Source organism: Acuticoccus sp. MNP-M23 (assembly GCF_031195445.1).
GTDB lineage: Bacteria > Pseudomonadota > Alphaproteobacteria > Rhizobiales > Amorphaceae > Acuticoccus.
In genome coordinates, this window is sequence record NZ_CP133480.1 from 4,790,610 (window position 1) to 4,812,523 (window position 21,914).

Genomic DNA, 21,914 nt, shown 5'->3' on the forward strand with positions numbered 1-21,914 from the left:
GGATGGGCAAGGGTCCGGCCAAGATCAGGGCAATCTATACGCCGGAAGAGCGTGCCCGCCGCGATGCCACCCGGTGGACCACCGTGCAGGCGCTGCTCGCGCCGTTGCAGTTTCTCGTCTTCCTCGTCAGCCTCGCTCTTGTCTTGTATTCGCTCGCCACGGGCACGATGCACGGCGCCGCCGCAGTCTCCGTCCTCATCAAGACGGGTGTGCTCCTCACCATCATGGTCACCGGTGCGATCTGGGAGAAAGTCGTCTTCGGCCAGTACCTGTTCGCCCCGTCCTTCTTCTGGGAGGACGTGTTCTCCTTTGGCGTGATCGCGCTGCATCTTGCTTACTGCGCCATGCTGTTTGCCGGCATCGGCACGCCCGCGACGCAGCTCACCGTCGCGCTTGCCGCCTACGCGGCGTACCTCATCAACGCCGGCCAGTTTTTGTGGAAGCTGGCGCTTGCACGGCGCACGGCACCCGAGACAGCGCGCACTGCCGCGCTCGGCAAGGTGCGCGCAGCATGAATGCACCGACCCGTACCCCCACCCCGGACAGTGGCTGCGACCGGCCGATCCTGCGCGAGCGGGGCCAGCGCGAGGTGTTCTGCGGCCTCACCGGCATCATCTGGATGCACCGCAAGATCCAGGACGCGTTCTTCCTTGTTGTGGGCAGCCGCACCTGCGCCCACCTCCTGCAGTCCGCCGCCGGCGTGATGATCTTCGCCGAGCCCCGCTTCGGCACCGCCATCATCGACGAGCGCGACCTTGCCGGCCTTGCCGACGCCAACGACGAACTCGACCGCGTCGTCGCCGAGCTTCTCGCCCGCCGCAGCGACATCAAGCTCCTCTTCCTCGTCGGCTCCTGCCCGTCCGAGGTCATCAAGCTCGACCTTGCGAAGGCTGCCGAACGCCTCAACGTCACCCATTTCCCCGAGACCCGCGTCCTCTCTTATTCGGGCTCCGGCATCGAGACCACGTTCACCGAAGGCGAGGACGCCTGCCTTGCCGCCATGGTGCCGACCCTGCCCGCGACGGATGCGAAGAACCTGATGCTGGTCGGCGCGCTGCCGGACATCGTGGAAGACCAGCTCACCGGCCTCCTTGCCGACATGGGGATCGAGAACGTCACCGTCCTGCCGCCGCGCCGCTCAGGCGCGCTGCCCGAGGTCGGCGCCAACACGCAGTTCCTGCTTCTGCAGCCCTTCCTCACCGCCACGGCGCAAGCGCTGGAATCACGCGGGGCCACGCACCTGCCGTGCCTGTTCCCGTTCGGCGCCGTCGGCACGCGCGAGTTCCTGCGCACCGCAGCCGAGGCGTTCGGCGTGGACAAGGCGCGGTTCGAGGCGGTGATTGCGGCGCCGGAGCGGCGGGCACGCGAAGCGGTCGCCCGTCAGCGCGCATTCCTCGCCGGCCGCACCATCTCGTTCCTGCCCGATTCGCAGCTGGAGCCGGCGCTCGCCCGCTTCCTGTCCGAAGAATGCGGCATGGAGCCCATCGAAGTGGGATCGCCCTACATCAACCAGAAGCACCTCGCCGCCGAGCTTGATCGCCTGCCCGCCTCCGCCCGCCTCAGCGAAGGCCAGGACGTGGACAAGCAGCTCGACCGCATCCGCGCCGAGCGGCCCGACCTCACGGTCTGCGGCCTTGGCCTTGCCAACCCGCTGGAGGCCGAGGGCCTCACCACCAAGTGGGCGATCGAGCTGGTGTTCTCGCCGATCCACGGCTTCGAGCAGGCCGGCGACCTTGCCGAACTTTTCGCGCGCCCGCTGCGCCGCGCCGAGAGGCTGGCCGTATGAAACTTCACCTCTGGACCTATGAAGGACCGCCCCACGTCGGCGCCATGCGCGTCGCAACCGGCATGAAGGACCTCCACTACGTCCTCCATGCACCGCAGGGCGACACCTACGCCGACCTTCTCTTCACCATGATCGAGCGGCGGGACCACCGCCCGCCGGTGACGTACACCACCTTCCAGGCGCGCGACCTCGGTTCCGACACCGCACAGCTCTTCAAGGATGCTGCGCGCGATGCCTACGAGCGGTTCCGCCCGCAGGCGATGATTGTCGGCGCGTCCTGCACCGCCGAGCTGATCCAGGACGACCCCGGCGGTCTTGCCAAGGCGCTGGCTCTCCCCTGCCCGGTGATCGCGCTGGAGCTGCCGAGCTACCAGAAGAAAGAGAATTTCGGCGCGTCCGAGACGCTCTACCGCCTTGCCCGCACCCTGTGCGATCCGGCAACCGCGGAAGGCCGCGAACAGGCGACCTGCAACATCCTCGGTCCGACCGCGCTCGGCTTCCGCCACCGCGACGACCTGAAGGAAATCCGCGGCATTCTCGCCATGCTCGGCATCAAGGTGAACGTGGTTGCGCCGCTGACGGCCCGCCCGTCGGATCTCCAGCGCTTGCCCGCTGCCGGCTTCAACGTGGTGATGTACCCCGAAACGGCAGAAACCACTGCCCGCTGGCTGGAGAAGACCTTCGCCCAGCCGCGCACGAAAAACGTGCCCATCGGCGTCGGCGCCACCCGCGCCTTCATCAACGAAATTGCCGAGCTGGCCGGTGTCGACCCCGCCCCCGCGCTGGAAGACGCCGAAAGCCGGATGCCGTGGTGGTCCCGCTCGGTGGATTCCACCTACCTCACCGACAAGCGCGTCTTCGTCTTCGGCGATGCCACGCACGCCATGGCGATCGCCAAGGTCTGCCGCGACGAGCTCGGCTTCAAGGTGGTCGGCCTTGGCACCTACTCCCGCGAATATGCCCGCGAGGTACGCGCGCTCGCCACCGAGATGGGCGTCGAAGCCGTCATCACCGACGATTATCTCGACGTGGAACGCGCCGTTGAGGCCACCGAGCCGGAAATGGTGCTCGGCACGCAGATGGAGCGCCACATCGCCAAGCGCCTCGGCGTTGCCTGCGCGGTGATCTCGGCGCCCGTCCATGTCCAGGATTACCCGGCCCGCCATTCGCCGCAGATGGGATTCGAGGGCGCCAACGTCCTTTTCGACACCCTCGTCCATCCCCTCACGATGGGCCTTGAAGAGCATCTCCTCACGATGTTTCGCGAGGACTTCGAATTCTCCGACGAGGCAGGAGCCTCCCATCTTGCCGCGCACGCGCCGCAGCCGAGACCGGATCCCCAGCCCGCACCTCAGCTGGCGTCGTCGGAGAGTGCCATCACAGTCGGCCCGTCCTGGGACACGTCGGCAGAAAAGGAACTGAAGAAGATCCCGTTCTTCGTGCGCGGTCGCGCGCGGCAGAACACCGAGCGCTTCGCGGCCGAAAAAGGCCTGTCCGCAATAACAGTCGAGACATTGTACGATGCTAAAGCTCACTTCGGCCGCTAACGCCACACCCGTGCGCGTCGCGATCGTGACGCTGGACAACCATCTTGCACGCACCGTCTCGCGGGCAGAAGAGCGGCTGAGGGCATCGATCCCTGGCCTCGAAGTCTCGTTCCATGCCGCTGGCGCCTGGCAGGACAACCCGCGCCTTCTGGATGCTGCCAAGCGCGATGTGGCGAACGCCGACATCATCATCGCGACCATGCTGTTCCTCGACGAGCACATCAGCGCAATCCTGCCCGCCATCGAGGCGCGCCGGGCTGACTGCGATGCGGTGATCTCGTTCATGTGCGCCGGCGAAGTGATCCGCCAGACCCGCATCGGCAAGTTCGAGATGGGCGGCCAGCAGTCGGCCGCCATCCGGATGCTGAAGAAGCTGCGCGGCTCGGACAAGCCGAACAAGTCGTCCGGCGCCAAGCAGCTGAAGATGCTGCGCCGCCTGCCGCGGATGCTGCGTTTCATCCCCGGCACCGCGCAGGACGTGCGCGCCTACTTCATCGGCATGCAGTACTGGCTGGCGGGTTCCGAAGAGAACATCACCGGCATGATGACGCACTTCATCAGCCGCTACGCCGCTGGCCCGCGCGCCAGCCTGCGCGATGCGCTGGACGCCAAGCCTCCCGTCGAATACCCGGACGTCGGCCTCTACCACCCGCGCGTTGCAGGCACGATTTCGGCCGACGTGGCGGCCGTGCGGGCCGCTTCACGCGCCCCCGCTCGCAAATCCGCAGTGCCGGCCAGCGGCGAAACCTGCCTCACCGACCACAATGGCGGCAAGGCCGGCGCCTACGCGATACCGGCCAGAGCCCGCGAGCTGGCAAAAGGCGGCACCGTCGGCCTCCTTCTGATGCGCGCCTATGTGCTTTCGGGCGACCACGGCCACTATGACGGGATGATCGCCGAGCTTGAGGCGCAAGGCCTCACCGTGGTGCCGGCGTTTGCCGCCGGGCTCGACAACCGTCCCGCCATCGACGCCTATTTCCGCGATGCGGATGGCAAGCCGACGGTGGACGCCATCGTCTCGCTTACCGGCTTCTCGCTGGTCGGCGGCCCCGCCTACAACGACACGGAAGCCGCCGCCGAAGTTCTGGGCGAGATGGGCGTGCCCTACATGGTCTGCCAGCCGCTGGAGTTCCAGTCGGTCCAGGACTGGTCGGCCAACGCGCAAGGCTACCTCCCGGTGGAGGCGACCATGATGGTCGCAATCCCGGAGCTTGACGGTGCCACCAACCCGCAGGTGTTCGGCGGCCGCTGCACCGATTGCAACGAGATGGTCATCCACCGCGAACGGGCCAGCCGCCTTGCCGGCCGCGTCTCGCGGATGATCGCCCTTGGCCGCAGCGAGCGGGCCGACCGGAAGATCGCCGCGGTCCTCTTCAACTTCCCGCCGAACGCCGGCGCGACCGGCACCGCCGCCTTCCTCTCGGTGTTCGAGAGCCTGTTCAACACGCTCCACGCAATGGCAGCCGAAGGCTACACCGTGGAGCTGCCGGCATCGGTCGACGCGCTGCGCGAGAAGGTGATCCACGGCAACGCCGCAAAGTTCGGCGCCGAAGCCAATGTCGGCCACCGCATCGCGGTCGACGACCATGTCGCGTCGGAGCCGTATTTGGACGAGATTGAAGCTGTCTGGGGCCCCGCCCCCGGCAAGCACCAGACCGATGGGGCGACCATCCACGTCTATGGCGCACAGTTCGGCAACGTCTTCGTGGGTGTGCAGCCGGCGTTCGGCTATGAGGGCGACCCCATGCGCCTTCTCTTCGAAGGCGGCTTTGCGCCCACCCACGCCTTCAGCGCCTTCTACCGGCACCTTGGCGAAAATTTCGATGCCGTCCTCCACTTCGGCACCCACGGTGCGCTGGAGTTCATGCCCGGCAAACAGGTCGGCCTGTCCGGCGAGTGCTGGCCGGACCGCCTGATCGGCTCGCTCCCCAACATCAACATCTACGCAGCCAACAACCCGTCCGAGGGGATGCTCGCCAAGCGCCGCGGTGCGGCAACGCTCGTCAGCCACCTGACGCCTGCCATCACCGAGGCCGGCCTTTACCGCGGCCTCACCGACCTCAAGGCCTCGCTCGACCACTGGCGCCGCCTGCCCACGGCCGAGCGCACCGACATGCTGGCCGACACCCTGCAGGCCCAGGCCGCAGCGCTCGACCTTGCGCCGGCAGATCCGCCATGGGCCTACCCGGAAGCCGAGATCAACGGCCTCGTTGCGCGCCTGCACGAGTACGAGACGGCGCTGATCCCCGACGGTCTCCACGTCATCGGCGCGCCGATGGCAGAGGCCGGACGCGCGGGCCTCCTTGCCGCAATGGCAAACGCCAACCATGGCGGCGACTGGCTTGCCGCAGCCACGGCCATTGCCGCCGAGGACGTCAACCCGGTGCAGGCCCGCACGGCCGGGCCCAAGGCAATCCCCCACGCCGGGATGCCTTACCCTGACGCGATGCTTGAGGAAGACGGCAAGCCCGCGGTCGACCGCGAGGCCGTGCTGGAGCAGCTCGTGGCGGTGGACGCGATGCTGCGCCACCCGGCCGAGATGACCGGCATCATCACCGCGCTCGACGGCCGCTTCGTGGCGCCCGGTCCCGCCGGCGACCTCATCCGCAAGCCCGAAATGCTGCCCACCGGCCGCAACATCCACGGCTTCGACCCGTTCCGCATTCCCTCCGCCTTCGCCCTCGCGGACGGTTCGGCGCAGGCAATCCGCATCCTCGACCGCCAGTATGAAGAGACCGGCGACTGGCCCGAAACCATTGCGCTGGTCCTCTGGGGCACGGACAACCTCAAGTCCGAGGGTGCGCCGATTGCGCAGGCCCTCGCGCTGATGGGCGCCAAGCCGCGCTACGACAGCTACGGCCGGATCGCCGGCGCAGCTCTGATCCCGCTTGAACGCCTCGGCCGGCCGCGTGTCGACGTGATGCTCACCCTCTCGGGCATCTTCCGCGATCTCCTGCCGCTCCAGATGCGTCTCCTCGCCGAAGCCGCGCTGCTCGCCGCCACCGCCGACGAGCCGCTGGAAGAGAACGCCATCCGCCGCCACTCCCTCGCCTACGCCGCCGAGCATGGCTGCGACATGGAGACTGCCGCACTGCGCGTCTTCTCCAACGCCGAAGGGGCATATGGGGCCAACGTCAACCAGCTGGTCACGTCCAGCCAGTGGGAAGACGAGAACGAGCTGGCCGAGATGTTCACCAGCCGCAAGGGTTTTGCCTACGGCGTGAAGGGCAAGCCCTCCGCCCGCCCCGAGCTTCTGCAGTCGGTCCTCAAGAACGTGTCGGCGGCGCACCAGAACCTTGAATCGGTCGAACTCGGCGTCACCACCGTCGACCATTATTTCGACAGCCTCGGGGGCATCTCCCGCGCCGTCACCCGCGCCAAGGGAAGCCCCGTCCCGGTCTACATCTCCGACCAGACCCACGGCGACGCCAAGGTGCGCACGCTGGACGAGCAGGTCGCGCTGGAGACCCGCACCCGCGCGCTGAACCCCAAGTGGACCGAGGGGATGCTGAAGCACGGCTACGAAGGCGTGCGCCAGATCGAGGCATCCATCACCAACACCATGGGGTGGTCCGCCACCGTTGGCGGCATCCAGCCCTGGGTCTATGAGCGCCTCACCGAGACGTACATGCTCGACGAGGACATGCGCGACCGGCTGACCAAGCTCAATCCGGCCGCTGCCCAGAAGGTCGCAACACGCCTCCTCGAAGCATCCGAGCGCAAATACTGGCAGCCGGATGAAGCCACCCTCGCCGCTCTCGAAGCGGCTGCCGATGAAATCGAAGACCGCCTCGAAGGGGTCGCTGCATGAACATTCAAATCCGCAATCCAATCCCGCTCGATGGTGACGGCGACGGTTCCGTCCAGGTCATGCTCGACCCGGCGGACAAGATCGACACAGCCCAGGTGTTCGCCGTCTACGGCAAGGGCGGGATCGGCAAGTCGACCACGTCGTCCAACCTGTCGGTCGCCTTTTCAAAGCTCGGAAAGCGCGTCCTCCAGATCGGCTGCGACCCCAAGCACGATTCCACCTTCACCCTCACCAAGAGCCTCGTCCCGACCGTCATCGACGTGCTCGAAAGCGTGAACTTCCACTCCGAAGAGCTGCGCACCGAGGACTTCGTCTACGAGGGTTATAACGGTGTCATGTGTGTCGAGGCTGGCGGCCCGCCCGCCGGCACCGGCTGCGGCGGCTACGTCGTCGGCCAGACGGTGAAGCTCCTGAAGGAGCACCACCTTCTGGAAGACACCGACATCGTCATCTTCGACGTTCTGGGCGATGTGGTGTGCGGCGGCTTCGCAGCCCCGCTCCAGCATGCCGACCGGGCGCTCGTCGTCACCGCCAACGATTTCGATTCCATCTTCGCGATGAACCGCATCGTGGCCGCCATCAAGGCCAAGTCCAAGAATTACGACGTGCGCTTTGGCGGCGTGATCGCCAACCGCTCCGCCGACACCGACGAAATCGACCGCTTCAATGCAGTGGCCGGGCTCAACCGCCTTGCCCACTTCCGGGACGTGGACGCCATCCGCCGCTCGCGCCTCAAGAAATCCACCCTGTTCGAGATGGGCGATGACCCCGAGATCATCGCCGTGCAGCAGGAATATCTTCAGCTGGCCGAGCGGCTGATGGCAGGCGTCGAGCCGTGCGATCCCAAGCCGATGAAGGACCGCGAGATCTTCGACTTTCTGGGCTTTGATTGATCGCCATGGACAACGCCATGACCCTCCCCGACCCGGGCAAGAGCTACGCGCAGAAGCGTGACGCGCTGGAGCATTATTTCGACCGCACCGCGGCCGATGCCTGGCGCGCGCTCACCTCGGACGAGAAGGTGTCGAAGATCCGCGCCACGGTGCGCGCGGGCCGCGACGACATGCGCGCCGCCATCCTTGCAACGCTCGGGGACGACCTTTCCGGCGCGCAGTTGCTGGATGCCGGCTGCGGCACCGGCGCGCTGGCGGTTGCCGCCGCCGAGCGCGGCGCAGCCGTCACCGCCATCGACGTGTCGCCGACCATGATCGAGATCGCGCGCGAGCGCACCGCAATGGCCGTGCCTGCGGGTGCCACGGCCGGCCCCGGCGAAATCGCCTTCAGCGCCGGCGACATGTCCGCTGCACCTGACGGGCCGTTCACCCATGTGGTCGCGATGGACAGCCTCATCCACTACGAGCTGCCCGACATCATCGAGGCGCTGTCGGCCTGGGCGCCGCGGGTCACAGGGTCCATTGTGTTCACCATTGCGCCGGGCACGCCGATGCTGATGGCGATGCACGCCGTGGGCGGCCTGTTTCCGCGGGGAGACCGGGCGCCCGCCATCGCGCCGGTGCCGCCTGCACGTCTCCTCAAGGCGATCGCGGCAACGCCGGCCCTGAAGGATTTCACGCCCGGCCGGACGCTGCGCGTCTCGCGTGGTTTTTACAAATCGCAACTGATGGAGCTGGTGAAGCGGTGAGCGGAACGACCGGCCAGAAGCGTACGGGCCTGCCCCGGCTGCGGATCCCCTTCGAGGCGATCGATCCGCGCTGGCTGCCGTTTGCCGACGCCGCGTCGGAAAGCCTGCCGCTGGGCCGGCTTCTGCGCCTGTCGCTGTTTCAGGTAACGGTGGGCATGGCGCTGGTGCTCCTCACCGGCACGCTCAACCGGGTGATGATCGTCGAGCTTGGCATGAGCGCCGGGGTTGTTGCCGGAATGGTCGCGCTGCCGGTGCTGTTTGCCCCGCTTCGGGCACTGATCGGCCACAAGTCGGACAATCACCGCTCTTTCCTCGGCTGGAAGCGGGTGCCCTACATCTGGTTCGGCACGCTCCTCCAGTTCGGCGGCTTTGCCATTCTCCCCTTCGCGCTTCTGGTGCTGACCGACAGCGATGCCCCGCTCTGGGTCGGCTATAGCGCTGCTGCGCTCGGCTTCCTCCTGGTCGGCGCCGGGCTCCACACCGTGCAGACCGCGGGTCTGGCGCTCGCCAGCGACCTTGCAACCGACGAGACGCGCCCCCGCGTCGTCGCGCTCCTCTACGTCATGCTTCTGGTGGGAATGCTGTTGGCGGCGCTCGGCTTCGGCCAGGCGCTGACGGACTTCACGCCGCTCAAGCTGATCCAGGTGATCCAGGGCGCGGCGGTCATCACCGTGGTCCTCAACGTGGTGGCGGTGTGGCAGCAGGAGGTCCGCGATCCGGCCCGCACCGCCCACAACCGCCAGCGCGAACGCTTTGGCGATTCCTTTGCGCGGCTGATGTCCAACCGCCGGGCGCGGCGGCTCCTGCTGGCGCTTGGCGTCGGCACGGCCGGTTTCTCCATGCAGGACGTTCTGCTCGAGCCCTATGGCGGCGAGATGCTCGGCCTTTCGGTCGGCGCCACCACGGAGCTGACGGCGCTGATGGCCGCGGGCACGCTCGTCGGCATCTGGATTGCGGCGCGCCGGCTTTCCCGCGGGCGCGACACGCACCGCTCGGCCGCCGCTGGCCTTCTCGCCGGCGTTCTCGGCTTCGTCCTCGTCATCTTTGCCGATCCGTTCGGCTCGGCAGCGCTCTTCCGCGTCGGGATCACCGTCATTGGCGTGGGCGCCGGCCTGTTCGGCGTCGGCACACTGTCGGCCGCCATGAACGAGACCGACAAGCGGACCGCCGGCCTTGCGCTGGGGGCCTGGGGCGCCACGCAGGCGGCCGCCGCCGGCATCGGCGTCGCGCTCGGCGGTGCCCTGCGCGACGGCATCGGCGCCCTCGCCACATCCGGCGCGCTGGGTGAAGCGCTCGCCTCGCCGGCCACTGGCTACAGCGTGGTCTATCACATCGAAATCGCGCTGCTTTTTGTAGCGCTTGCCATCATCGGCCCGTTATCGCGCTACGGGTCCAACATTTCGTCACGCCTTGGGCTGACAGAAATCCCTGGTTAGAGGAGACGTCTCATGGAACCTTTTGGCGTGCTTACTGAGGGGATCGATTTCACCCTCGTCATCTTGTACTCGTTCTGGCTGTTCTTTTTTGCGCTGCTGTTCTACCTTTTCCGCGAGAACCGCCGCGAAGGTTTTCCGCTGGTCGACGACATCACCGGCAAGCGTGAGCGCGGCGGGCTCATCTGGATCCCCGCGCCCAAGACCTTCCTGATGCCCAACGGCGACGTGCACCTTGCGCCCGACCACACCGAAATTGAACCCGAAGTGGTCAACGCCGTGCCGGCATCACCCTTCCCCGGCTCGCCGCTGGTTCCGATCGGCAACCCGCTGACCGCCGGTGTCGGCCCCGGTGCCTGGGTCATGCGCCAGGACCATGTGGATCTCACCTCCGAGAACGAAGTGAAGCTGGTGCCCATGCGCCTTCTGCCCGACCACTGGGTGTCCGACGTGGACTACGACCCGCGCGGCATGGAAGTCGTCGGTGCTGACGGCATGCCGGCCGGCATTGTGGAAGACATGTGGGTCGACCGTTCCGAGCTGATGGTTCGCTACATCGAAGTCCGGCTCGACCCGTCGGTGATGGCGGAAACCACCACGGACGCTGCCCCCGCGGGGGTCGAAACGGAAGCTGCCATTGCGGTCGACACCGCAACCGGCGATGCCGCTATCGCGGTTGTGACCGAGCCTGCCCACGTCACCGCAGGCAACATCGACACCGTGCTGATGCCGATGACCACGGCCACCATCGCCGGCCTCTACTCGCAGGTGTCGACTCCGTCGATCACGGCGGCCCAGTTCGCCGACGTGCCGCGGATCAAGACACCCGGACAGGTGACACTCCTGGAAGAGGACAAGATCATGGCCTACTTCTCCGCCGGTGAGCTCTACGCGACCCGCGCCCGCTCGGAACCCCTCCTGTGAGCGCCGAACGCGACGAGATCGCCGCACACGACGACTTTGACCACGAGCCGACGCCGGGCCTGCCCGAGGCACTGCCCGAGGGCGAACGCGTCCTGTGGTCGGGCGCACCGGACTGGAAGGCGTTCGCGCTTGATGTCTTTCACGTGCGGGCCATTGCGCTTTATGGCCTCGCGATCCTCGTCTGGCGGGTCGGGACAACCATTTATGACGGCGGCGGGATTGGTGCGGCCTTCGGCAGTGCCACCGTGCTGATGGTGGTGTTCGGCGTCTGCCTTGGTCTCCTCGCCGTGCTGGCGCTGGTGACTGCCCGGTCCACCCGCTACACCATCACCAACCGCCGCGTTGTGATGCGGATCGGCGTTGCGCTCACCATGAGCGTCAACCTGCCGTTCAAGCAGATCCTGTCGGCAAACTACCGCGACACCACGCTCGGCACCGGCGGCATCGCGCTGTCCATGGCCGAAACCGGCGGCCTTGGCTACCTTGTGCTGTGGCCCCACGCCCGCCCGTTCCGCATCTCCCGGCCCGAGCCGATGTTGCGCGGGATCAAGGACGGCGAGCGCGTGGCGCGTATCCTGTCCAACGCGCTTGCAGCCTCCCACGGCCGCACTGCGCCGGAGCTTCGTGTCTCCGCGCCGGTGCGTTCGGTGAAATCCGTCGCAGCTTGAGGAAGACAATCATGGCGCAGCAAGATCCGTTCATCCCCAAAGGCACGCTCCGCATGGTGTTCGCCCTTGTCAGCCTGTCGCTGACGGCGGTGGTCATCTCCGTGCTGATGGTGGGAACGCCGCACCTGCCGGCCACGCCGGACGAGCCGCGCCAGATCGTCCTCATCACGGTCGACGACACCGCCGATGGCGGCATCTCGATTGTCTCCGACGCGGGCACCACCATTCTGGCGCCCGACAGCCATGGTTTCATCCGCGGCGTTTTGCGCGCCCTCGCGCGCCAGAGGCACGTACAAAAGATTGGGCCTGAAGAGCCATTCGTGATTTCTGAAGATCAGCAGGGCCGGTTTGCGATTGCCGACCCGCAAACCGGGGCACGAATAGATTTGCGTGCATTCGGTTCAGACAACACAATCGCTTTTGCATCGCTGATGCCAACGTTCGCAACGCATAACGCTGGGGAGTAATATGCTGAGCGCCTTCAAGACGAAACTGACAGTGCCGTGCACTGTGGAGGTGAGTCACACCTTCGAAAGCCTGCACGCGCATGTCGTCCTGCCGGACGGCATCAACGCCGAGCCCGGCGACGAGATCATCGTCCACGGCAGCGACATCCGCGTGCCCTACGGCGAGGTCGCCTCGGAAGAGCGCCAGGCCACGATCGTGCGCGCGACAATGATCGAGCGTTTCTGGGTCCGCCTCACCGGCGACCTGGAATTCATGGAACTCTGCGAATTCTCGTTTTCTGAAAAGGTGGCAGCATGAACGCGCCCGTCCGTCCGCCGGTGACCGCCGCACGCCCCGTCCGCGAGGTGAACGATACCACCCGCGCCGCCACCGAGACCACCACCCTCGCCCCCCGCTTCTACACCACCGACTTCGACGAGATGGACAAGCTCGACGTGACGCCGGTGCGCGAAGAATGGGACGCGCTGATCGCCGAGCTGCGCGCCGACCCCAACAAGGGCCACTTCAAGAAGAACGAAGAGTGGGACAAGATCGATTTCGACGCGCTGGAGCCCGAGCTTCGCCGCGAGTTCATTGACTTTCTGGTCTCCTCGCTGACCGCCGAATTCTCCGGCTGTGTGCTCTACAAGGAGATGAAGAAGCGCGGCACCAACAAGGACGTGTGCGAGCTGTTCGGCTTCATGAGCCGCGACGAGGCGCGCCATGCCGGCTTCATCAATGATGCGCTCAAAGAAGCTGGCGTCGGGGTCGACCTCGGCTTTCTGACCAAGCAGAAGAAGTACACCTTTTTCAAACCGAAGTTCATCTACTACGCGACGTATCTGTCCGAGAAGATCGGCTACGCGCGCTACATCACCATCTACCGCCACCTGGAACAGCACCCGGACAAGCGCTTTCATCCGATCTTCAAATGGTTCAAGGAGTGGTGCAACGACGAGTTTCGCCACGGCGAAGCCTTCGCACTGCTGATGAAGGCCAACCCGCACATCCTGAAGGGCGCCAACAAATACTGGATCCGCTTCTTCCTGCTGGCCGTCTACTCCACCATGTATGTGCGCGACCATGTGCGCCCCGCCTTCCACGAGGCGCTCGGCGTCGACCCGACGGACTACGACATGAAGGTCTTCCGCCTCACCAGCGAGATCACCAAGCAGGTCTTCCCGCTGACGCTGGACACCGACTCCGAAGTGTTCCGCAACGGCTTTGAAAGCATGTCGCGTATCAACCAGAAGATGGCGACCCTTTCGGGCCCCGTCGGCAAGGTGCGCAAGGGCCTTCTGGTTGCGCGGGTCGCCGCCATTTTCGTGCGCCTCTACTGCCATCGCGCGAAGCCCAACGTGGCCCCTGCCTCCAGCCGCCTAGAGCCGGTCTGGTAGCGCGATGAACCTCGCCTTCGCCGCAATCTACGTGCTGGCTGTGTGGTACTCGACCACACAGGTGCTGCTGTGGATGGTGCGCGGGATGCCGAAGCCGGCGCTCAATGCGGTGGCTCTGGTGCTCGCCGTCGTCTCTGCGGTTCTGGCCGTGATGTCGGCGCAGGAGCCTTCGGTGCATGCGGCCTATGTGGGCTTCACGGCGGGCATCGGGCTTTGGGCCGTGTTCGAGATCTGCTTCCTCACCGGCGCGATCCTCGGGATCGACCAGGCGCCCGCGTCGGACCGGATCGGCGCCCGCGCCTGGTCGGCGCTGAAGGCGATTGTCTGGCATGAGGCGGCCCTTGTGGGCACCCTCCTCGTTCTGGTCGTGGCAACCGGCGGCAATCCCAATCCGACGGCGGCTGCGACATTTGGCGCACTCTGGGTGATGCGCGCCAGTTCCAAGATCAACCTCTTTCTCGGTGTGCGAAACCTTTGCACCGAGTTTCTGCCGGCCGGTGTTCAGCACCTGTCACAACACTTTCGCAAACGCGACATGAACCCTTTCTTCCCGTTCACAGTAGTTTGCGCAACCATCGCTGCGGCTCTTCTTCTACGCAGCGGTCTCAATCCGGTGACAAGCCCGGATCAAGCTACAGCCGCGATCCTGATTGCAACCCTCGTCAGCCTCGGCGTTGCCGAGCACTGGCTCATGCTGACGCCCCTGTCTGCGCTCGACCTCTGGTCGGCGGACAGGCGCGCCGGCAAGGGCGCTATGCAGTCGCGGCAGGTTGGCGCGATCCGGACTTTCGGTTAATTAGAGAAAAGACAAGGACGGGGACAAATGGACTACGAAACCCATTTCGCGAACAGCCTGGACGAGCTGCGCAACGAAGGCCGCTACCGTGTGTTCGCCGACATTGAACGGCACCGTGGCAATTTCCCCCGTGCGATACGCCACACCGATGGCGCAGGCGCCAAGGACGTCACCGTCTGGTGCTCGAACGACTATCTGGGCATGGGCCAGCACCCGTCCGTCCTCGAGGCAATGCACACGGCGCTGGACAAGTGCGGTGCAGGCGCCGGCGGCACCCGCAACATTTCCGGCACCAACCACTATCATGTCGAGCTGGAGCAATCGCTCGCCGACCTGCATGGCAAGGCCGCCGCACTGCTGTTCACCTCCGGCTATGTGTCCAACTGGGCTGCGCTCGGGACGCTGGCGGCCAAGCTGCCCGGCTGCATCGTCTTCTCCGACGCCAAGAATCATGCCTCGATGATCGAAGGCATCCGCCACTCACGCGCCGAAAAGCACCTCTTCAAGCACAACGACCCTGAAGATCTGGCCCGCAAGCTCGCCGCGGCCGACCCGGACCGTCCGAAGCTGGTTGCGTTCGAGAGCGTCTACTCGATGGATGGCGACATCGCCCCCATCAAGGAAATCTGCGATGTGGCGGACCAGTACGGCGCCATGACCTACCTCGATGAAGTCCACGCCGTTGGCCTTTACGGCCCCCGCGGCGGCGGCATTGCCGAGCGCGAAGGCCTGATGGACCGCCTGACCGTGATCGAAGGCACCCTCGGCAAGGCGTTTGGTGTGGTCGGCGGCTACATTGCCGGCTCGAAGAATCTTTGTGACTTCGTGCGCTCCCACGCATCGGGCTTCATCTTCACGACTGCGCTGCCGCCGGCCGTTGCCGCCGGGGCTCGTGCCTCCATCGAACATCTGAAAGCGTCGGATGCCGAGCGCGAGGCGCAGAAGCGCGTGGTCGCCAAGGTCCGGGCGCGGCTGAAGGCCATCGGGATTCCCATGCTGGACAACCCCAGCCACATTGTCCCGGTGATGGTGAACGATGCGGCCAAGTGCAAGTGGATCTCCGATCTCCTGCTCGACCAGCACGGCGTCTACGTCCAGCCGATCAACTACCCGACGGTGGACCGCGGCACCGAGCGGCTGCGCATCACCCCCTCGCCGGTCCACACCGACGAAGACATCGACCACCTGTGCCACGCCCTGTCGGACCTGTGGTCCCAGTGCGCTCTCGCCCGGGTCGCTGCCGCCGCCTGAAGGCCGGCACCACGGCTGCGGTCAATCCGCAGCCGCGCGCCTGATGGCGGATGCGTGACCGCGCGCCGCCCGGTTCGCGCGCAATCCCATCCGGAGCCGCATCTCCGCAGGCCAGATGCGCTCTCAGCCAGCGCCGCGTAATTGCGGCGGCTTCACAGTGACGGGCTCGATCCCGGCCACCATTTTTGCCCCGTGCTTCACCATCTCTTCATCCGGGTGCAGCAACCGGCCCATCGCCGCCATCCAGCCATCCCTCGATCTCTTTGCCAACATTGCAGCCGCATCGCCGAGCAACGTGCGCCGCACGAGTTCGAACATACTCCGCTGACATTCAACGCTTCACGGGGTCCGCGGCAGAGCACCGGCTGGAAACAATCCAGTCTCGCGGTGGTGGCAAGCAATAAGCCCTCCGTTACCTCCCCGTTCCTGGAGTGCCGGAAACTCAAGCAAACTTGCCCCGACCAATCTCGACCCTATCGACGCCGTCGCGCCGCAGTGCCGAAAACGAAGCCATCCTCGGAGCCTGGCTGAAATCCTGTGGCGCATCCGAAGCGGCGGCATCGGCACGCACCGAACGCGATGCGTCTCGGCTCGAAGCCCAGCGCAAATCACTCGCGCCTTTCCGAACGGGTTTTTCGTTCACACCGCGCATATTGTTGCCGCGCCAGCCGATCCACGGCCAAAATTCATGTGTGCAATCTGCCGCACCCGCGCGGCGGCCGCAGGCGGTGAAGCTGCCGCCGCGGGTATCGGTACAAACGAAATCTTCCTTTGATTATCGCAATTTGATTGAAATCGGCCGGAAGTTCGCCCTTCCGCAGAGTGTTCCCGGCGCAAGGCCCGCAAGTTAAAATCACTTAACGTGGGAGGCACGTATGCGCCCAAAGCGTAGCGCCGGGCGGAGCGCGCTGGCAAAGGCGCAACAGGCCGCAAACGGATAGGACGTTGATCCTAGGTTGGCGCTTCCGGGATCGGCCACCCGAACAATCGACAAAAGGATGTGCTCCATGCGTTTCCTCGCAAAGCCCGTCACGATCGCGACCCTCTTTGCCCTGACGCTCATCGCCCCGGCCACCCTTCTGGTTCCGGACGCCTCGGCAAGAACCCTTTCCGGCGTCGCATCCTACTACGGTGCACGGTTTCACGGCCGGCAGACCGCCAATGGGGAGCGGTTCAACATGCATGCGATGACCGCTGCCCACAAATCGCTTCCCTTCGGCACCAAGGTGAAGGTGACCAACCCGGACAACGGCCGCTCCGTGGTTGTCCGGATCAACGACCGCGGCCCCTACGTGGGCAACCGCGTTCTCGACCTGTCCAAGGGCGCCGCCGCCAAGATCGGCATGGTCAACAAAGGCGTCGGCAAGGTGAAGATGGAGATCCGCTGAGCCGCTGCCTGGCGGTGCGGGCAAGCCGGTATCCCCGGCCGCCGCGGTCCGGAGGGGCGGCCAATCCGGCGCTCTTCCGAGCAAGCCGCTTTCCCCCCTGGCGAATCATCGCGTATGGAGGACCGGGCGCATCTGCGGGAGGACCCATGACCGACATCGCGACACGGGTTTATAACCACAAGTGGAAGATCGACCCGATCGTGCGTTCGCTGATCGACACGGACTTTTACAAGCTCCTGATGTGTCAGTCGGTCTACCGCAACAAGCCGGACACCCGTGTCACCTTCTCGCTCATCAACCGCTCCAAGGACGTGCGGCTGGCCGAGCTGATCGACGAGGGCGAGCTGCGCGAACAGCTCGATCATATCCGCACCCTCTCCCTCTCGCGCGGCGAGAGCACATGGCTGCGCGGCAACACCTTTTATGGCAAGCGCCAGATGTTCCGCGCCGACTTCATGGAGTGGTTCGAAAATCTGCGCCTGCCGCCCTACAACCTCGAGAAGCGGGACGGCCAGTACGAACTCACCTTCGAGGGGCTTTGGCCCGAGGTGATGCTGTGGGAAATCCCCGCGCTCGCGACCCTCATGGAGCTACGCTCCCGCGCCGTGCTCAACAGGCTCGGCCGGTTCGAACTCGAGGTCCTTTACGCCCGCGCGATGACCAAGCTGTGGGAGAAGATCGAGCGGCTGAAGGCGCTGGATGGCGTTTCCATCGCAGACTTCGGCACCCGCCGCCGCCACTCCTTCCTGTGGCAGGACTGGTGCGTGCAGGCGATGATGGAGGGGCTGGGCCCCGCCTTCATCGGCACATCCAACTGCCTGATCGCGCTGCGGCGCGAAGTGGAAGCCATCGGCACCAACGCGCACGAGCTGCCCATGGTGTACGCCGCCCTTGCCGACAGCGACGAGGCATTGGCCGAAGCCCCCTACCGCGTGCTGGCAGACTGGCACGACGAGCACGACGGCAACCTGCGTATCATCCTGCCCGACACGTTCGGCACCGACGGCTTCCTGAAGCGAGCGCCCAACTGGCTGGCGCGGTGGACCGGTGTGCGCATCGATTCGGGCGATCCCGCCACCGCCGCCCAGAAGGCCATCGACTGGTGGGTGGAGCGCGGCGAGGACCCGCGCGACAAGCGGATCATCTTTTCCGACGGTCTCGACGTTGAAACGATCGAGACCCTGCACGCGCGCTTCCACGACCGGACGCGGATCTCGTTTGGCTGGGGCACCTTCCTCACCAACGATTTTCGCGGGCTGGTGGCGGACAATGCGCTCTCCCCGTTCAGCATCGTGTGCAAGGCGGTGTCCGCCGACGGGCGCCCGACAGTGAAACTGTCGGACAACCCCAACAAGGCCACCGGGCCGGCGGACGAGATCGCCCGCTACAAACGCGTGTTCGACGTCGGCGCGCAGGAGCCTGCCGACATTCTGGTCTAGCCGGCGCGGCGGCCGGCGGTGAACGCGAAAAGCACCATGCCCGCCGCCATCGCCGCCACAAACACGGCAACCTCCACCGTGCCAAGGGACAATGCGGCGAGCGCCGGACCGGGGCAGAAGCCGGCCAGCCCCCACCCGAGACCGAACATGGCCGCGCCGCCAACCAGCCGGGCATCCACCTTGCGGGTTTCGGGCAACCCGAAATCGCCCCCGGTCAACGGACGGGCGAGCCGCCGCTGCTGAAGGATGCCGGGGATGGCTGCAGCAATGGCACCGGCCAGCACAAAGGCGAGTGTCGGGTCCCACGCGCCGCCGGTCACGTTGAGAAAAGCAAGGACGCGGGCGGGGTTCACCATGTCCGACACCGAAAGGCCGAAGCCGAACAGCGCTCCGGCAACCAGCGCCACGGCAAGACGCGCAAGAATGCTCATGCGAGAGCCCCCATCAGGCTTGCCGTGACGACCCCGACAGTGAGGAACACCGCCGTCGCAACCATCGACCGCCGCGACAGCCGCGCCAGCCCCACCACGCCGTGTCCCGACGTGCAGCCCGACCCGAGGCGCGTCCCGAACCCCACCAGCAGACCCGCCAGCACCAGCACGGGCCATGACGCCGCAATGCTGATCTGCGGCCACCCGCCGAAGGCGAGAAGGTAGAGCGCCGGACCTGCAAGAAGCCCCGCGATGAAAGCGGCGTTTTCCAGCGAGCGGGCGCTGCCGATCAGGCGGCCGAAGATGCCGCTGATCCCGGCCACCCTGCCATTGAACACCAGCAGCACCGAGGCGGATGCCCCGATGAGGAGCCCCCCGAGCAGGCCGTAGAAATAGTCTGCGGTCATGATTTTTCTCCGGGTTCGCAAAAGATCTCGTGAAGCGCAAAGACGAGCCGTGCCGCCTTCGCTTCGGCAAGGCGGTAGAACACCTGCTTGGCCTCGCGCCGCGTTTCGACAATGCCGGCTTCACGCAGGACGCCCAGTTGCTGGGACAGCGTCGGCTGGTGAATATCGAGCTGTTCCTCCAGCGCGCCCACGGAGAATTCGCCGTCCACCAGCGTGCAGACCAGAACGAGGCGGACCGGGTGGGACAATGTCTTGAGGAGAGCTGCCACAGCGTCTGCCCGCTCGGCCATATCGGTCCGGGTGAGCGCGCCGGGGCCCGTCACCAGCGCGCGCCTTCCAGCGCATCCAGCGGAATCTTGAGGTAGCGGCGCCCGTTGTCCTCAGGCTCCGGAAGGCGGCCACCGCGCGTGTTCACCTGCAACGCAGACAAGATGAGCCGCGGCATGGGGAGCGTCTTGTCGCGGTCATTGCGCAACGCGGTGTAGGCGGCCTCGTCGATGCCAGCCACGTGGGCGTTGCGCGCGCGCTGGGCTGCCACCGTGCTCTCCCACCGCGGATGCCGGCCGCGTTCCTGATAGTCGTGCCCGGTGAAGAGGCGCGTTTCAGGCGGCAGAGCCAGAATCCGGTTGATGGAATGCCACAGCGCCTGCGCGCTTCCGCCCGGAAAGTCGGCCCGCGCCGAGCCACTGTCAGGCATGAACAGCGTATCGTGAACGAAGGCGGCGTCGCCCACCAGGTACGTGACCGAGGCCAGCGTATGGCCGGGCGAGAACAGAACGCTGGCCTCCATGCTGCCGATGCGGAATGTCTCACCATCGGCAAAGAGCCGGTCCCAATCGGCACCGCCGGAGGCAAGGCCGGGCATGTTGTAGAGGTCTGACCACACAGCTTGCACATCCGTGACCCGCTCGCCGATGGCAATGGGCGCACCGGTCTTGCCCTTCAGGTAAGAGGCGGCGGAAAAATGGTCGGCGTGGGGGTGGGTGTCGAGGATCCATTCCACGCTGAGGCCTTCCTCGGCAATGTAGGCGAGAATGGCGTCGGCATTCATGGTGCCGACGGAGCCGGACTTTTCGTCGTAGTCCAGCACGGGGTCGATGATGGCGCAGCGCCGGGTCTCCGGGTCGCTGACCACATACTGGATGCTGAAGGTGCGCGGGTCGAAGAAGCCGCGGACCCGCGGCACCGCAGCCGCATGGCGGGTCAGCCAGCGCTCCGCGGCGCTGAGGTCAAAGCCGTGCCGGGCGCCGAATGCGGCGATGTCGCCCCGGTCCATCCGGCCGTCCAGAACTTCGCCGATCGTGTGCAAGATGAGCGCGCGCATGCCGCTGGCGCAGTGTGCGAGCACCTTGCCGTCGGCGGCTGCCATTGCGCTCTGGAACGCGCGCACGTCCGCCTCGGTGATCTCGTCCGGCCGGACCGGGACGAAGGCGTAGCCGAGCCCGGCATCGTCAGCCGCTTCCGCTTCGGCTGCGTTGCCGGGTTGTTCGGCGCTCTCCCCGTCGGGACGTGAATTGATGATGGCGGCAAACCCGGCCGCCTTGAGACCGGCAATCTCCGCGATGGCAGGCTGCGCTGCCACGGCAAGACGGTCGTTGATGGGGATAGTGCGCATCGCGGCTCTCCTGACTGACGATATACAATATATGATAATGTATATCGTTAGCCAGCCCTGAAAGCCGGTGCCGCTACTTTTTTACGAAGGCCTGCTCGAAATCGGCCTTATCGAACTGCGGGGGTGTGCTGTCGGTGACCGCGTAGTGGTAAAGCGCAGTGCGCACCGTCACCGACAACGTGCTGGACACCAGCAATACCAGGGCAAACAGCGCGCCGATGACAACGCCAACCCCAATCAGCGCCGCCGCCGGCAAGGTTACAGCAGCCACCGCAAACGCCAGGATGAGGATCAGCACCGGCACCACCATGATGATGCCGACGCCGATGTTGGCGGCCAGCGATTCGCCCCATGTCTTGCGCAAGATGGCGGCCGAACGGCTCACGGTCTCGAGCGGTCCGGTTCCCTGCGCCGCCAGCACGGGAACGGCAAAGTAGGTGGCGACCGACCAGGCAAGCCCCGCAAGGCCGCCAACGATGCCGCCCAGCGCCCCCGCCTTGTCCTGCATCACCCTGAGCGCCACCCCGACGGTGGCACTCAGCAGCGACCACATGAAGATCTGCGGCAAGCGTGTCATCGCAAAACGCAGGCCCTGTGCCGCTGAAGCGGTGCCGCCGTCCAAGCGGGAGAGGATCGCGTGGACCAGCGCCGTGTTGAAAATGTTCATCGCCGTGAACGCGACGAGGTAGAAGGCGAACGTAAGTGCGTAGTCGGCAATCTCGGTGTCCGCGCCGTCGCCATCCAGAAGCGAACGCAGTTCGGGGTTTGCGATGATCGGTGCCGCAAACGCTGCGATGATCAGGAGAAGAACGGCGCCGCTGGCGATCGGCAACACAAGAAGCCCCGGCGACCCTGCGAGAAGACGGACTGATTGTCTCGCAAGGCGCATGGCCCGCCTGAGCTTGTCGCCGAAACTCATCGCGCTTCTCCCG

General features: G+C 65.9%; 23 protein-coding genes. 17 read left to right on the forward strand and 6 right to left on the reverse strand.

The features are described from left to right. The first annotated feature begins 2 nt into the window (after window positions 1-2). Genes bchF through hemA form a run of 14 tightly spaced genes read left to right on the forward strand, consistent with a single transcriptional unit; the run spans window position 3 to window position 15,702 of the window. A complete protein-coding gene (gene bchF, locus RDV64_RS22015; RefSeq protein WP_309199573.1) occupies window positions 3-515 on the forward strand; it encodes a 2-vinyl bacteriochlorophyllide hydratase in 513 nt (170 codons plus the stop codon). After that, window positions 512-1,786, forward strand: coding sequence for a ferredoxin:protochlorophyllide reductase (ATP-dependent) subunit N (locus tag RDV64_RS22020; protein ID WP_309197117.1), 1,275 nt, complete (start codon window positions 512-514; stop codon window positions 1,784-1,786). The genes bchF and RDV64_RS22020 overlap by 4 nt, the downstream gene beginning before the upstream one ends. Continuing rightward, window positions 1,783-3,333: a ferredoxin:protochlorophyllide reductase (ATP-dependent) subunit B gene (bchB, locus tag RDV64_RS22025; RefSeq protein ID WP_309197118.1), complete on the forward strand. Its 1,551-nt coding sequence runs from the start codon at window positions 1,783-1,785 to the stop codon at window positions 3,331-3,333. Before RDV64_RS22020 ends, bchB begins: the two co-directional genes overlap by 4 nt. Then, a complete protein-coding gene (locus RDV64_RS22030; protein WP_309197119.1) occupies window positions 3,308-7,144 on the forward strand; it encodes a magnesium chelatase subunit H in 3,837 nt (1,278 codons plus the stop codon). Before bchB ends, RDV64_RS22030 begins: the two co-directional genes overlap by 26 nt. Then, window positions 7,141-8,037, forward strand: coding sequence for a ferredoxin:protochlorophyllide reductase (ATP-dependent) iron-sulfur ATP-binding protein (gene bchL, locus RDV64_RS22035; RefSeq protein WP_309197120.1), 897 nt, complete (start codon window positions 7,141-7,143; stop codon window positions 8,035-8,037). Before RDV64_RS22030 ends, bchL begins: the two co-directional genes overlap by 4 nt. 17 nt (window positions 8,038-8,054) lie before the next feature. Further along, entirely contained in the window at window positions 8,055-8,786 is a 732-nt protein-coding gene (bchM, locus tag RDV64_RS22040; RefSeq protein WP_309197121.1) for a magnesium protoporphyrin IX methyltransferase, read from the forward strand. Window positions 8,787-8,815: 29 nt separating this feature from the next. Continuing rightward, window positions 8,816-10,222 carry a BCD family MFS transporter gene (locus RDV64_RS22045; RefSeq protein WP_309199574.1) on the forward strand — a complete coding sequence of 469 codons (1,407 nt, stop codon included), beginning with the start codon at window positions 8,816-8,818 and terminating at the stop codon, window positions 10,220-10,222. A 12-nt stretch (window positions 10,223-10,234) separates the two neighbouring features. Continuing rightward, a complete protein-coding gene (gene puhA, locus RDV64_RS22050; protein WP_309197122.1) occupies window positions 10,235-11,143 on the forward strand; it encodes a photosynthetic reaction center subunit H in 909 nt (302 codons plus the stop codon). Then, entirely contained in the window at window positions 11,140-11,811 is a 672-nt protein-coding gene (gene puhB / locus RDV64_RS22055) for a photosynthetic complex putative assembly protein PuhB (protein ID WP_309197123.1), read from the forward strand. The genes puhA and puhB overlap by 4 nt, the downstream gene beginning before the upstream one ends. 11 nt (window positions 11,812-11,822) lie before the next feature. After that, on the forward strand, window positions 11,823-12,278 hold the full coding sequence (gene puhC / locus RDV64_RS22060; protein WP_309197124.1) for a photosynthetic complex assembly protein PuhC: 456 nt from the start codon (window positions 11,823-11,825) through the stop codon (window positions 12,276-12,278). Between the two features lies 1 nt (window position 12,279). Next, a complete protein-coding gene (locus RDV64_RS22065) occupies window positions 12,280-12,576 on the forward strand; it encodes a hypothetical protein (RefSeq protein ID WP_309197125.1) in 297 nt (98 codons plus the stop codon). Further along, window positions 12,573-13,655, forward strand: coding sequence for a magnesium-protoporphyrin IX monomethyl ester (oxidative) cyclase (gene acsF, locus RDV64_RS22070; RefSeq protein ID WP_309197126.1), 1,083 nt, complete (start codon window positions 12,573-12,575; stop codon window positions 13,653-13,655). Before RDV64_RS22065 ends, acsF begins: the two co-directional genes overlap by 4 nt. Before the next feature lie 4 nt (window positions 13,656-13,659). Next, window positions 13,660-14,451 (forward strand): putative photosynthetic complex assembly protein PuhE, encoded by a 792-nt coding sequence (gene puhE, locus RDV64_RS22075; protein WP_309197127.1) that lies wholly within the window; start codon window positions 13,660-13,662, stop codon window positions 14,449-14,451. Window positions 14,452-14,478: 27 nt separating this feature from the next. After that, window positions 14,479-15,702 carry a 5-aminolevulinate synthase gene (gene hemA, locus RDV64_RS22080; RefSeq protein ID WP_309197128.1) on the forward strand — a complete coding sequence of 408 codons (1,224 nt, stop codon included), beginning with the start codon at window positions 14,479-14,481 and terminating at the stop codon, window positions 15,700-15,702. Between the two features lie 123 nt (window positions 15,703-15,825). On the opposite strand, the gene RDV64_RS22085 is transcribed toward hemA, so the two are convergent. Then, the gene (locus RDV64_RS22085; RefSeq protein WP_309197129.1) at window positions 15,826-16,020 is read right to left on the reverse strand and encodes a hypothetical protein; all 195 of its coding nucleotides are present in this window, start codon (window positions 16,018-16,020) and stop codon (window positions 15,826-15,828) included. A 134-nt stretch (window positions 16,021-16,154) separates the two neighbouring features. On the opposite strand from RDV64_RS22085, the gene RDV64_RS22090 reads away from it, so the two are divergent. From RDV64_RS22090 to pncB, 3 genes are all read left to right on the forward strand, one after another. After that, on the forward strand, window positions 16,155-16,553 hold the full coding sequence (locus RDV64_RS22090; protein ID WP_309197130.1) for a hypothetical protein: 399 nt from the start codon (window positions 16,155-16,157) through the stop codon (window positions 16,551-16,553). 156 nt (window positions 16,554-16,709) lie between these two features. Further along, window positions 16,710-17,090 (forward strand): septal ring lytic transglycosylase RlpA family protein, encoded by a 381-nt coding sequence (locus RDV64_RS22095; protein ID WP_309197131.1) that lies wholly within the window; start codon window positions 16,710-16,712, stop codon window positions 17,088-17,090. A gap of 146 nt (window positions 17,091-17,236) precedes the next feature. Further along, window positions 17,237-18,529, forward strand: a complete 1,293-nt coding sequence (gene pncB / locus RDV64_RS22100) for a nicotinate phosphoribosyltransferase (RefSeq protein ID WP_309197132.1) — start codon at window positions 17,237-17,239, stop codon at window positions 18,527-18,529. Here the strand turns inward: pncB and RDV64_RS22105 are convergent. The 5 genes from RDV64_RS22105 to RDV64_RS22125 form a co-directional block, all read right to left on the reverse strand. Further along, complete coding sequence (locus tag RDV64_RS22105) at window positions 18,526-18,960, reverse strand: DUF6691 family protein (RefSeq protein ID WP_309197133.1); 435 nt, start codon at window positions 18,958-18,960, stop codon at window positions 18,526-18,528. The two genes, pncB and RDV64_RS22105, sit on opposite strands and share 4 nt — an antisense overlap. Then, on the reverse strand, window positions 18,957-19,367 hold the full coding sequence (locus RDV64_RS22110; RefSeq protein ID WP_309197134.1) for a YeeE/YedE family protein: 411 nt from the start codon (window positions 19,365-19,367) through the stop codon (window positions 18,957-18,959). Before RDV64_RS22110 ends, RDV64_RS22105 begins: the two co-directional genes overlap by 4 nt. Continuing rightward, entirely contained in the window at window positions 19,364-19,657 is a 294-nt protein-coding gene (bigR, locus tag RDV64_RS22115) for a sulfite-sensing transcriptional repressor BigR (RefSeq protein ID WP_309199575.1), read from the reverse strand. The genes RDV64_RS22110 and bigR overlap by 4 nt, the downstream gene beginning before the upstream one ends. A gap of 29 nt (window positions 19,658-19,686) precedes the next feature. Next, window positions 19,687-20,982, reverse strand: coding sequence for a bifunctional sulfur transferase/dioxygenase Blh (gene blh / locus RDV64_RS22120; protein ID WP_309197135.1), 1,296 nt, complete (start codon window positions 20,980-20,982; stop codon window positions 19,687-19,689). A 73-nt stretch (window positions 20,983-21,055) separates the two neighbouring features. Then, window positions 21,056-21,901 (reverse strand): DUF6159 family protein, encoded by an 846-nt coding sequence (locus tag RDV64_RS22125; RefSeq protein WP_309197136.1) that lies wholly within the window; start codon window positions 21,899-21,901, stop codon window positions 21,056-21,058. Window positions 21,902-21,914: the final 13 nt, after the last annotated feature.